This window comes from Kamptonema sp. PCC 6506 (assembly GCF_000180455.1).
GTDB classification, from domain to species: Bacteria; Cyanobacteriota; Cyanobacteriia; order Cyanobacteriales; family Microcoleaceae; genus Kamptonema; species Kamptonema formosum.
Map to the genome: position 1 here is coordinate 1 of NZ_CACA01000198.1, position 11,281 is coordinate 11,281.

Below are 11,281 nucleotides of genomic sequence, written 5' to 3' on the forward strand. Positions count from 1 at the left end.
GTAAGAAAAATTATTTAATAATCCAATTATTTGAGTTATTAATCATATTGACCAAACCACTGAGAACTTGATTGTAAGTAGCGTAAAGTTCTCTGGCTGATTCTAATTCTAAATATTGACATTTGACAGCAAATTTGATCCAGGTTTGGGTTTCAGCCGCTTCAGCTTCACAATCATTTAATTTAGATATAAAAGCTGCTTTATAGCGACGCTTGCGCCAAGCTTCAGCTAAATTAGCACAAATAGAACGAGACGATCTCCGAATTTGGTCAGTTAGAGAATATCGTTCTTCTACTGGAAACTTTTTCGATAAATCAAAGATTTTCATAGCAGCATCAAAGGCCATTTGATAAACAGCTAAATCTTCATGGCTTTTAATTAATTCTTTGTTCACTTTCGATCCCCATCATTTCCTCATCTTCCCCATCTCCCCATCCTCCCCATCTCCCCCATCCTCCCTATCTCCCCCCTTCTCCTCTCGACTCTGCATAAATTGCTCAATATCGGCGATCGCTTCTTCAAGCTCAGCAAAACTAAACTGAGCTTTAGGTTTTTTCCGTTTAGCTGCGGGACTGTTTGCAGAGGTCGAATTCGATTTAGCAGCTTGACTGGCCTCCTGGGCCCGCGCCAATTCGTTCATTTGGTCAAGAGACTCAAAAAAGGCTCTGGCTGAGGCCCGGCGTAAATCTTGCCGATCTGGTTCCATGAGGAGTGGCTCCTTAGACTTTTGACATTGTACTCAAACTATATGCACCCTTGCCGATAGTAGACTTTAAAACTTTAAACTCCAACTGGACTTGCAACTCAAGACTTATAAGGCGTGGGCCACAATCATTGGGATTTAATCATCACAGCTTACTTGTCAAGGTTGTCTAATTAACCTAGTCTAGTCGAGAATGAGGGTTAAGAAATGGCACTAGGAGAGTAAGGTGAGTCAGGGATTTGATTACGATTTAGTGATAATTGGTGCTGGCGTGGGAGGACACGGGGCTGCCATACACGCTGTTAACTGCGGTTTGAAGACTGCAATTATCGAAGCGGCGGAGATGGGCGGTACTTGCGTTAACAGGGGTTGTATTCCCTCTAAGGCGTTGCTGGCGGCGGCGGGAAGGGTGCGGGATTTGCGAAATGCTCACCATTTGAAGACTTTAGGGATTCAATTGGGAAGTGTGGATTTCGATCGCGGTGCGATCGCCAGTCATGCTGGCAATATTGTCAATAAACTGCGCGGTGATTTGACGAATAGCCTCAAACGCTTGGGTGTGGATACGATCCAAGGTTGGGGTAAGGTTACGGGGCCGCAAAAAGTGACTGTGGAAACTAGCGGCGGTGAGAAGGTAATTACTGCTAAGGATATAATTCTCGCGCCAGGTTCGATTCCTTTTGTCCCTCGTGGAATTGAACTTGATGGGAAGACGGTTTTTACTAGCGATGATGCGGTGAGACTGGAATCTTTACCTCAGTGGGTGGCAATTATTGGTAGTGGTTATATCGGTTTGGAGTTTTCGGATATTTACACTGCTTTGGGTTGTGAAGTGACGATGATTGAGGCATTAGATCAGTTGATGCCGACTTTTGACCCAGATATTGCTAAGTTAGCTGAACGGGTGTTGATTACACCGCGAGATATTGAGACTAAGGTGGGACTTTTGGCGATGAAGGTGACTCCTGGTTCGCCTGTGGTGGTGGAACTTGCTGATGCCAAAACTAAGGAAATTGTGGAAGTTTTGGAGGTGGATGCTTGTTTGGTGGCTACGGGGAGAGTTCCTGTTAGTAGTAATTTAGGGTTGGAGTCGGTAGGGGTGGAAACTGTGCGCGGTTTTATCCCTGTAAATGACAAGATGGCGGTGTTGGCGGGTGGGGAACCCGTGCCGAATTTGTGGGCGATCGGGGATGTGAATGGCAAGATGATGTTAGCTCATGCTGCGTCGGCGATGGGGATTGCGGCGGTGGAGAATATTTGCGGGCGCGATCGCGAGGTGGATTACCGCAGTATACCAGCGGCGGCTTTTACTCACCCAGAAATTAGCTATGTGGGGATGACAGAACCAGCGGCTAAGGAGTTAGGAAAGGCTGAAGGGTTTGAGGTAGCTACTGTCAAGAGTTATTTTAAGGGAAATTCTAAGGCGATCGCTGAGGGTGAAACTGATGGGGTAGCTAAGGTAATTTTCCGTAAGGATACGGGGGAATTGTTGGGGGTTCACATTTTTGGACTCCACGCGGCGGATTTAATTCAAGAGGCGGCGAATGCGATCGCGCAGCGGGATTCTGTTCGCAATTTAGCTTTTGCCGTACACACTCATCCGACTCTTTCTGAGGTTTTGGATGAGGCCTATAAGCGGGCTGTTGGTAGTCATTAATCTAGCTTTTCTGGGCGGTAATAGGGGCATTCCCCCTACCGTCTGGAAACGCTGAGTTATGATGAATGTGAGGATGAGAAAACATGACTTCTGAGCAAAAATTTAGCATTATCCTTGCTCGTGAAGTTGCCGAACATCTTGCAGCTATTGACCGCAAGTATCATTCGCTACTTCGTAGTACCATTAAAGAGCAGTTGAGCTATGAGCCTGAAGTAGAAACCCGCAACCGCAAACCTTTACGAGAACCTTCAACTGGCGCAACTTGGGAGTTAAGGCTTGGTGCGGATAATGAGTTTCGGGTATTTTACCAAACTCTTTCTGATATTTACGAAGTCCATATTTTAGTAGTTGCGGTAAAAATTGGCAATCAGTTATTTGTAAATGGTAAGGAGTTTGAACTATGAAAACTGTAAGTTTAGATGAAATCAATGCAAATTTTAACAACTACTTGAAAGCTACTCAAGGAGAATCAATTTTAATTACGGATAATGGCCAGCCTGTAGCAGCAATTACTTTAGTTGTAGATCCAGATGAACTGGAACGTTTAATGTTAGCTAATAGTGTTAAGTTCAATAAATTGGTAGAGAAATCTCAGCAAAGTATTAAGGAAAATGGGGGTATGGATTATGATGATTTTTGGGAATTGGTGGACGAGTTATCTATAAAAAGGGAAGAAAGTCAAGGAGATAAATGAGCGATATTGTCTTGAGTTTATTGTTGATGTTCATCATTGAGTTGGGTCGATGAGTATATGAAAGCGATCGCACTCTAAGCAGAATACTGAAAATCTCGCTTTTTCTGTACACGATCGCAAAGGGTGATGCACGGGTTTTGACTGATTATACTGTTTTTCTTGCACTCGACTCTCGCGAACGCGATCGCATAACCCAGACTGCATCACCTCCGGGCACTGATTCAGCAAGCCCTAACTAAACTGTTGAGCGTAAAAACGAGCATATCTATCGCCTTTTTCCAACAGTTCTTCGTGAGTTCCTGATTCTACTATTTTGCCATCTTCTACTACTAAAATTCTTTCGGCCCGTCGCACGGTTGCCAAACGATGAGCGATAATAAAAACAGTGCGTTGGCGAAGCCCGCCGTAGGTATCGCGCATCAATCTTTCCAAGGCTTCCTGTACTAAAGCTTCTGATTCTGAATCCAAGGCGGAGGTAGCTTCATCGAGAATTAAGATTCTAGGATTTAACAATACTGCGCGTGCGATCGCAATTCTTTGTCGCTGTCCCCCTGATAAATTCACCCCCCTTTCCCCTACCCAAGTTTGATACCCATCAGGAAATTGAGTGATAAACTGGTGAGCATTCGCAATTTTTGCCGCTGCTTCCACATCTTTCATTTCATAATAAGCTTGACCAAAGGCAATATTTTGGGCAATACTACCAGAAAATAAGATAGTTTCTTGGGGTACAATCCCAATTTGTCGGCGCAAACTTCCTAATGTCACATCCTGAATATCAATATCGTCAATTAAAATCTGTCCAGCCTGGAGCTCATAGAATCTCGGTAAAAGATTAACTAAGGTCGTTTTCCCCGCACCCGAAGGGCCAACAAGCGCAATCATTTCCCCTGGATGTACCAGCAAATCTAAGTTTTGTAGTACGGGTTTTTCCGGCTGGTAGGAAAAGGTGACATTTCGATATACAACTTTACCGCTAACTGGAGGAAGCGCGATCGCGCCCGGTTTTTCCACGACACTTGGCTGAATTGCTAATAATTCAAAAATGCGGTCGCAAGACGCTTCCCCTTGTTTAAACTCACTATAATTGCTAGTTGTGATTGCAATCGGGTCAATTAACAACGCCACCCCTGCTACATAACTAATAAAGGCTGTAGCCGTCAAATTGCCTTGAGAAATTTGCCAGCCGCCTAAGAAAAATAGCAGCAGTATACTCATGGCTTCTAAAAATCCCACTATCACAAACTGGAGCGCTTTTACCCGTTCTGCTAAATATTTAGCACGGCGGTTTTGTTCAGCTTCCTGTACAAATCTAGCAATCTCATATTCCTCAGCAGCGAAGGCTTTCACCAGGCGAATACCGCTGAATACTTCCGTTAACATTGCGGATAAATCAGAGATTCGATCTTGACTGCGACGAGAGTAAGTAAGTAATTTTTCGCCAAACCAGCCTATTAATATCGCCATTATCGGGGCAATTATTAATGTAGCTAAAGTTAATTGCCAATTGAGATAAATCATGTATCCCAAGACAACAATTAGCTGCAAAATGCAAGGGACGAATTGGTGGAAAAACTTATTAACTACTTCGCCAATCCGGTCAATATCTTCAGTGAGGCGATATGATAAATCTCCAGTTTTGGACGTTTCAAAGTAGCCGAGATTAAGTTGCTGCAAATGTGTATAAACTTGCTTGCGGATATTTAAAGCAATAGTCAATGCAGCTTTTGCCATCAGCGTATCTTGCCCGTATTGCACAGTACCGCGAATTAAGAAGATAACGGCACTAAGTCCAGCAATTTGAGCGAATCCCTTTAAATCTCCTGTGCCAATAAATTTGGCTGTTTCGCCAATTAACCACGCGATAATCGGCCAGAATACGGTAAAGGCTAAAGTACAAGCTAATGCCTTAGCAATAGTTTGCTGTTGTGGGCGGAGGTAAGGGAGTATTTGCCAGTAATTAGACCGAGTTTTCAAGATGTTTTGTGCCTGCAATTTCTTTAAAAAATATCTCTACTCAACTAGATTATCAATGGGGGTTTCATTAGTAAAGCCTGCTTAATAGCTACCCGATCATGGCAACCAGCAAGGGTGAAATCCCCGCAAAGGTAATTCTTGAGGCTGTAATTTGCCAACAGTAGAAGGCTGGTTTTGATTCAGACCCAGCAGCATTATACTAGAAGTTGCGATCGCTGTTCCTAAATTTGTCCTTAAATCTCCTATTTTCGGTTCTTCATTCTTCTCAACCACGCGATCGAACAGTAAAGCAGTCCCATCTGGTGATACGCTCATTACTGTCTCCCACAGATCGGGTATAATTGAGAGAACTTTTACTTTAAATGTTGTTAAGTCAAAAGCCTCAAGATTTAGCTGTTCTGAGTATTCTTTCTTCCCTGCTTTAGGCCGAGTTACCAAGCAGTAAAGGAACGGTAAAGCGGGATTAAACTTGCAGTTTAAAATTTGACCGGGAGTGCTTGTTAATTCTTTCTTAGCCCCTTGATTTGTTACTAAAAACAGTGAGGGGGTGGCATCACGATTAAGTCGGATCATTGCCGATTCTCTACCATTAACAGTGATATCAAGCACTCTCCTAAATGAAGGGAGAAAATCTAGAGGTTTCGCATTCTCAGCAAGCGGTAAAATAGCAATACCTTCTGTTTGCGGATTCAGTATAGATGTACCATCTGGGGTTATCAAAAAATCTCCAGCAGGGCGATTTGTGAGGCGTTGGGGTAGCGTATCGGAGCGCAGCAACCATAAACCAGTATCTTCTAAATTGTTTGTATTAATTCGCTGAACTACGATTGATTTGCCATCTGAAGACAATTCAAATTTTAGATTTTGATAATTTTCACTATCTAAAACTAGGTCAATTTTCCCAGTTGATTCAGTTGTTAGTTGTTGCCCAGATAACCTGCCAGTATTAACAGTATACAAGCTTTGTTTAAACAAACCAGGCCGATCGTTTGACCATTGGGCAGCAGAAAATAAGACCCGTTCGCCTCTAGGATAAGGTTTAAAATTTTTAACTACTAAATTTTTAGGAGTCAAGATTATTTTTTGTTTAAGAGTAAGATTGTATAAAATTAATCTTCCTTTCTCTTCTCCCTCTACACCTATATAAACAAAAGCTCTATCTGGAGTGCGAAAGTTACCTGTAAAAGCCTGAATAGAATTGCCAAATTTCTCATTGCCTATACTAGATATAGCTCGATCTAATTTTATTTGATAAGTTGTTTCATAGCGAACAGGAGTTGTTAAGGTATAAACTAATCGCTTGCCAACCCAGCTAATTTTTCCTGGTAATGGCGGCTCAATTTGCAAATTTGCTTCTACACTATCCCGATCCATTGGTCGGCTAAAAGTGAGAATAAAAGCGGTATCTACAGATCCTACAACTTTGTTTTGCCAACTAAAATCTCGGACTCTTGGGCGAGTGCGATCGCCAGTAAGCATCAATAATCCAATCAATACATTTAGCAATAGTATAAGAGAAATAGCAAGACGGTCAATTGGCTGCAATTGTTTTAGTTTTGATATCATATTATTGCAAAAACTAAGGGCGAGATATACTTAATAGTTTTATAGATTTATTTATATTTAAATCTGATTTAAAATAGTAGTAGTGACAGCCAATACTCGATCGGTTAGACTGAGCTATTAACTCTATATTTTCTGGTGAATTATGAATCGAGATGTACTGACTGTACTTGGCTGTTCTAGCTCAATCGCATTGATGCTGCTAACTGTCAACCCCGCTCATGCTAGCACGATCGCACCCCAAGATGGAAGTGCCGAAGCGTCTTCTACAATTGCCATTGAAACAGTTGGCATCACCCTCGGTCAATGGGTTGCTGAGTCCCCATCCCTAGACCTCGCTTCTGACCGCATCGGAGACCTTTCTATTCTCAAGTTGGGTTGTGATTGTGCAGGATGCCGCACTCAGGTAAGTAAAATGGTGGAAAAAGGCAGTTTGTAACTGTTAGAAACCTAATCAATTCTATTGGTAACGCTGCCCTCTGGCGGCGTTACCAATAATTAGGTAGTTAAAATGAAATAAAAATTATTCAGTCCAGTCTAAATGGGTTGCATTTACTTTAGCTCCCGACACAACTGCTCCTCGAAATGAAGCTAATTTTCCTGGCTCAACATTCACTGGTTGGGCGTAGATAAATCCATTGTCAATTATGTTGCCTAATTCATCCAAAACTTCATAATTTACTTTGACATATTTCACTGTTTTACAGGTCTGATTGATAATTTGCCCGATTAAAAAATTCCCGTCATAAGTGGAATTAGCGATTGAAACTTTAGCATTGTCAGAGTTAGCATTACAAGCTTGAGAAGTGCTAGGCTCAGTTTCTTGACCACACATATTCACCAAGTTTAGCCTCCTGCCATCAGCGGTTTGCATATAGCAAAGTGGTACATCTATATCTGAATTTTCTACAGTAGGAGTATCTGCAAGTAGAGGATTAGTGAAGGCAATACTAGAGGCAAGAGATATCAATAAACTGGTTAAAAGTTTAGTAAAGTGCAAAAGTTTCATGGGTCTGAATGGGTAATTGGTAATGGGTAATTGGTAATGGGTAATTGGGAATTGGTAATTGTTAGAGGAATTACACAGTTTCCGCTTTAAATCAAGTAGGACTTACGCAAAAAACCAGGTTTCTTCCCCAAATCGTCGCTTTTTTCGAGAAATATTGACGCAGAAACCTGGTTCTTGACCTCCCGTGCGTAAGTTCTGTCAAGGTTAAAACAAAAATTTTGGGTTTGCTTCGCTTTGCTCGCAATGACAGAAATACATTTAAGACTGCGTAAGTTCTAAATTAGCAATTAGCCATTACCAATTAGCCATTACCACTATCTTATGTTTTGTTGAGACTTACTAGAATTGCGATTTCTGGGTACTCTGCGACTAGGACGAGGAGAACTTAGATTAGTGGCTCTACGCTGCGATAAGCTTTGAGCAGAAGAGCTTAAACCCAAATCTTCTAAGATTTCTACAGCAGCTCTTTCTCCTGTTTCACAACCTCCTTCCATATAACCCTGATTTTCTAAAGAAGTGTGTTCTCCCGCAAAATATAGATTGCCTGCACGCTCTCCTTCTACGCCATACATTCGAGTCCATTGCCCGACTAAATAGCAGGCATAAGAACCTTGGAAAAAACGTTCTCCTGGCCAGAAAGCTCTGACAGCATTACCAATACGAGCGTCTTTAACTCCGGGAAAAACTTTGTCAAATTGTGACACAAATCTTTGCGCTTGGTCTTCTGGCGTTCCGCTACCAAGGGCTAAACCTTGTCTACCACCGAGTAATTCAGTTACTAAACCGTTGCCAGTGGGAGCAAAAGGTGTTGGTTCCCAAGTAGTTTGAAATCCTAAATCTGAGTAAACAGCGGCAGTTGAACGATAAAATTCACGCCACACTCGGCTTTTGTAAGCTGTAATTAATTTAGCATTAGTACCATAGCCCAAATTATTAATGGCAAACCGTTTTTCGCGCGGCAAATTGACATTAAGCTGAACTTGCCGCAGTGTGGTGAAAGGCAAGGCGAATATAATCCGCTCGTAGGTGCGGTCAAAAGCACTTTGTCCTGAGCGTAAACTGACTCGGTAACGACCATCGGAGAGGGTATTTACAGCTTCTAAAATTGTGGCAGTTTCAATCGAATCGGCTACTAAACTTGTTAGCCCTTGGATAATTTTTTCGTTGCCACCTTCGATTTGATACCGCTCGTCGTTGTTTCCAGTGACACTAAAGTTGTTGGTTTCAGTGCCAATTAAAAATAGCATATTGAGACAAGATTGTTCTTCAGGATCGCGGCCATATTCACCTATGTAAGCAATCCGAAGTAATTGCCTAATGATGGTGCTAGTTTCGGCATTGTCTAAATATTCGGCAAGGGAAGTATTGTCTAAGCTTTCTGCTGTTTCATTCGCTGATTTGTAGCTAAGAGTGTCTCCAATTGCGGCTAAATCTGCTTCAATTTTCTGGGCTAAGGGAGCAAAATCCGTGGTTAATTGTGCGAGGGTGACTCTGCGACCTTGGAAGTAGAAAGTATTATCAACGAACCTTTCTTGAACTTGTTTAAGGTCGATCGCCATTAAACCGAGTTCTGTTGCCAAAGATATTAAACTGGTATGGCTGGTGCTGATGAATTCTCCACCTAGTTCGGCTGAGATGATTGTACTTCCTACTTTGGGCAAGGTGCGAATGCGACCGCCTGGGCGGTTTGTAGCCTCTACAATGTCGGTGCGAATTCCTGCTTGGCGGAGGCGGTAGGCGGCTGTTAACCCTGCAATTCCGCCGCCGACGATTAAAATGGGGGATCTTCCTGTGTCTTGGGCAACGGCGCGGTGTCCGTCTCGCGTGAAGGTGGTAGCGGCGATCGCCCCGGCTGCGGCTAAGCCACCGTGTAGCAGACGACGGCGAGAGACGCGATTTTCCAACGCGCGATCGCTCACTTTATCTAAGAGCTCATCCGCCGGAATTCCTGTTTTAATTGAGGTCTGGGCAATGCTGTAGGCACGGCGCAGCGTTGCCATCAAGTCAGATTTAGCCATACTCCAGGGACACTCACAAGTATTTTTTACAGAATTATGATGATAGATTTAATTTCGTAAATCCAAGTACAATTTACAAGAGTGAATAGTACAATACTATGGAACGGTTTGCACCCTAAGTCAGTGAGAGAATTTTTTAGGAATGTTAGACCTTAGAAGCTTATTCGACAACGCCTTTTATCTGGAAAACAACCCTGATGTCGGTTTGGCGATCGCCAACGGCAAAGTTTCTAGTGGGTTTGACCACTTTAACAGATTTGGCAAATTTGAAGATCGAGATCCCAATATTCTATTCGATACTAGCTATTATCTAGAAACAAACACTGATGTAGCAGCCGCAGTCGAGGAAGGAAAAATTACCGCCGCCGATCATTTTATCAGATTTGGTCAATTTGAACGCCGCAACCCTAACCCTTTATTCGATACGGCTTTTTATGGGTCGAATAATCCAGATGTTACCGCAGCGGTACAACGAAATCAACTCACTCTCGCAGAACATTACCTCAAGTTAGGTCAATTTGAAAACCGCCAGCCGAGTCTTCTTTTTGACCCTGATTATTATCTGCAAAAATACCCGCTTGTAGCAACAGCCGTAAATAACGGTGTAGTCAAAAGTGCCTTTGAGCATTATCTCCGCTTTGGCTTAGAAGAAACTCTCGTTAGCGTCCCCCCCACTCAAAGCGAAGATTTAACCTCGGCTCGTAGTCTGGGCGTACTGGATGGAATTCAAGGTGTGAGCGACTTTGTAGGTGATACTGAACCTGTGGATATTTACAGTTTTCTCCTCAATTCTCCTAGTAATTTCAGTTTGACTCTAGACGGTTTGAGTGCAGATGCAGATGTAGAATTACTTCAAGATATCAACCGTGATGGGATAGTTAGCCTCAATGGTTTAGTGGATTCCTCGACGAATTTCGGGACGGCTTCTGAACAAATTATTACTTCAAAACCTTTACCTGCGGGTCTTTATTTTGTCCGCGTTTCTCAATTTCAAGGTAATACTAATTATAACCTAACAGTAGCATCCTCATCAAGTTAGGGAACTAATTGAGGATCTTCTGGTGTAGGAGAAGCAGGGAGAGATTGAATCGGTAAATCTGGCCAATTAGAACGAGATTTGATCGAAGTGCTGGACACTAAAGCATAACCTAAAACAGCGGGTAAAACCATAGCTCCAAGTAATACGATCGCCCCTAGCATCGCCAGCCAATTTGAGCCTGAGCCATAGTGCGATCGATAGGGGTCAAAACGTGGTAAATCCGACCTTTCCATGTCACGCATCGCGATCGGGCGCTTAAACCGCACTCGGCGATCGTCCAGCTTTTCTAATAAAATCCAGCCTACTTGCGCCTCTTCTTCACACAGCCGATGGAAAATAGCCGGATTACGGAATAAATCGCTCGATGCCCGCACAATCTTAAACTCCCAGCCAATTAATTGAGAATCCTTAAAACCGGAGTTGGGATTGCTATTTGATTGTATCCGATCTGTCACCGGAATATTATCATCCTTAGATTCGTAGTGCGTCAAAATTTCTTCCTCCTCACTTTGTTGAGCTTCAACAAACTGATAGCGGTGCAGCCAACCGCCAACGATTACAGCCTCAATGCCGAGACTACCAACCATTAGACTCCAAATCACAATTGCAAACATATAGCTA

General features: G+C 42.8%; 13 protein-coding genes. 5 read left to right on the plus strand and 8 right to left on the minus strand.

Going from position 1 to position 11,281, the window contains the following annotated elements:
* Positions 1-10 precede the first annotated feature (10 nt).
* Both OSCI_RS10345 and OSCI_RS10350 read right to left on the minus strand, forming a co-directional pair.
* Positions 11-394, minus strand: a complete 384-nt coding sequence (locus OSCI_RS10345; protein WP_007354884.1) for a four helix bundle protein — start codon at positions 392-394, stop codon at positions 11-13.
* Between the two features lie 12 nt (positions 395-406).
* The gene (locus OSCI_RS10350) at positions 407-706 is read right to left on the minus strand and encodes a hypothetical protein (RefSeq protein WP_007354885.1); all 300 of its coding nucleotides are present in this window, start codon (positions 704-706) and stop codon (positions 407-409) included.
* A gap of 223 nt (positions 707-929) precedes the next feature.
* Here OSCI_RS10350 and lpdA point away from each other — a divergent pair, with 223 nt between their 5' ends.
* From lpdA to OSCI_RS10365, 3 genes are all read left to right on the plus strand, one after another.
* Complete coding sequence (gene lpdA / locus OSCI_RS10355) at positions 930-2,360, plus strand: dihydrolipoyl dehydrogenase (protein ID WP_007354886.1); 1,431 nt, start codon at positions 930-932, stop codon at positions 2,358-2,360.
* Between the two features lie 83 nt (positions 2,361-2,443).
* Complete coding sequence (locus OSCI_RS10360) at positions 2,444-2,764, plus strand: hypothetical protein (RefSeq protein ID WP_007354887.1); 321 nt, start codon at positions 2,444-2,446, stop codon at positions 2,762-2,764.
* Positions 2,761-3,054, plus strand: a complete 294-nt coding sequence (locus OSCI_RS10365) for a type II toxin-antitoxin system Phd/YefM family antitoxin (protein ID WP_007354888.1) — start codon at positions 2,761-2,763, stop codon at positions 3,052-3,054. Before OSCI_RS10360 ends, OSCI_RS10365 begins: the two co-directional genes overlap by 4 nt.
* Positions 3,055-3,087: 33 nt before the next feature.
* Here OSCI_RS10365 and OSCI_RS29865 read toward each other — a convergent pair whose 3' ends face one another.
* The 3 genes from OSCI_RS29865 to OSCI_RS10375 all read right to left on the minus strand — a co-directional run bounded on the left by OSCI_RS29865 (position 3,088) and on the right by OSCI_RS10375 (position 6,597).
* Positions 3,088-3,258 (minus strand): hypothetical protein, encoded by a 171-nt coding sequence (locus OSCI_RS29865; protein WP_168371090.1) that lies wholly within the window; start codon positions 3,256-3,258, stop codon positions 3,088-3,090.
* A gap of 27 nt (positions 3,259-3,285) precedes the next feature.
* Positions 3,286-5,031, minus strand: coding sequence for an ABC transporter ATP-binding protein (locus OSCI_RS10370; protein WP_007354889.1), 1,746 nt, complete (start codon positions 5,029-5,031; stop codon positions 3,286-3,288).
* A gap of 96 nt (positions 5,032-5,127) precedes the next feature.
* A complete protein-coding gene (locus OSCI_RS10375) occupies positions 5,128-6,597 on the minus strand; it encodes an Ig-like domain-containing protein (RefSeq protein ID WP_007354890.1) in 1,470 nt (489 codons plus the stop codon).
* 142 nt (positions 6,598-6,739) lie between these two features.
* Between OSCI_RS10375 and OSCI_RS10380 the strand changes: the two genes are divergently transcribed.
* Complete coding sequence (locus OSCI_RS10380) at positions 6,740-7,033, plus strand: hypothetical protein (RefSeq protein WP_007354891.1); 294 nt, start codon at positions 6,740-6,742, stop codon at positions 7,031-7,033.
* A gap of 84 nt (positions 7,034-7,117) precedes the next feature.
* Here the strand turns inward: OSCI_RS10380 and OSCI_RS10385 are convergent, their stop codons facing one another.
* Entirely contained in the window at positions 7,118-7,603 is a 486-nt protein-coding gene (locus tag OSCI_RS10385) for an FxLYD domain-containing protein (RefSeq protein WP_007354892.1), read from the minus strand.
* Positions 7,604-7,917: 314 nt separating this feature from the next.
* A complete protein-coding gene (locus OSCI_RS10390; RefSeq protein ID WP_007354893.1) occupies positions 7,918-9,621 on the minus strand; it encodes a flavin monoamine oxidase family protein in 1,704 nt (567 codons plus the stop codon).
* A 142-nt stretch (positions 9,622-9,763) separates the two neighbouring features.
* On the opposite strand from OSCI_RS10390, the gene OSCI_RS10395 reads away from it, so the two are divergent.
* Complete coding sequence (locus OSCI_RS10395) at positions 9,764-10,660, plus strand: PPC domain-containing protein (RefSeq protein ID WP_007354894.1); 897 nt, start codon at positions 9,764-9,766, stop codon at positions 10,658-10,660.
* Here the strand turns inward: OSCI_RS10395 and OSCI_RS10400 are convergent.
* Positions 10,657-11,281: hypothetical protein (locus OSCI_RS10400; RefSeq protein ID WP_324603709.1), on the minus strand; the 625-nt coding region annotated here is incomplete at its 5' end. The genes OSCI_RS10395 and OSCI_RS10400 overlap by 4 nt on opposite strands.

Bases quoted from the DNA above. Each gene is read 5' to 3' on its own strand.
- OSCI_RS10375 (WP_007354890.1), bottom strand. From the start codon at position 6,597: ATGATATCAAAACTAAAACAATTGCAGCCAATTGACCGTCTTGCTATT.
- OSCI_RS29865 (WP_168371090.1), bottom strand. From the start codon at position 3,258: ATGCAGTCTGGGTTATGCGATCGCGTTCGCGAGAGTCGAGTGCAAGAA.
- OSCI_RS10390 (WP_007354893.1), bottom strand. From the start codon at position 9,621: ATGGCTAAATCTGACTTGATGGCAACGCTGCGCCGTGCCTACAGCATT.
- OSCI_RS10385 (WP_007354892.1), bottom strand. From the start codon at position 7,603: ATGAAACTTTTGCACTTTACTAAACTTTTAACCAGTTTATTGATATCT.
- OSCI_RS10395 (WP_007354894.1), top strand. From the start codon at position 9,764: ATGTTAGACCTTAGAAGCTTATTCGACAACGCCTTTTATCTGGAAAAC.
- OSCI_RS10365 (WP_007354888.1), top strand. From the start codon at position 2,761: ATGAAAACTGTAAGTTTAGATGAAATCAATGCAAATTTTAACAACTAC.
- OSCI_RS10360 (WP_007354887.1), top strand. From the start codon at position 2,444: ATGACTTCTGAGCAAAAATTTAGCATTATCCTTGCTCGTGAAGTTGCC.
- OSCI_RS10350 (WP_007354885.1), bottom strand. From the start codon at position 706: ATGGAACCAGATCGGCAAGATTTACGCCGGGCCTCAGCCAGAGCCTTT.
- OSCI_RS10380 (WP_007354891.1), top strand. From the start codon at position 6,740: ATGAATCGAGATGTACTGACTGTACTTGGCTGTTCTAGCTCAATCGCA.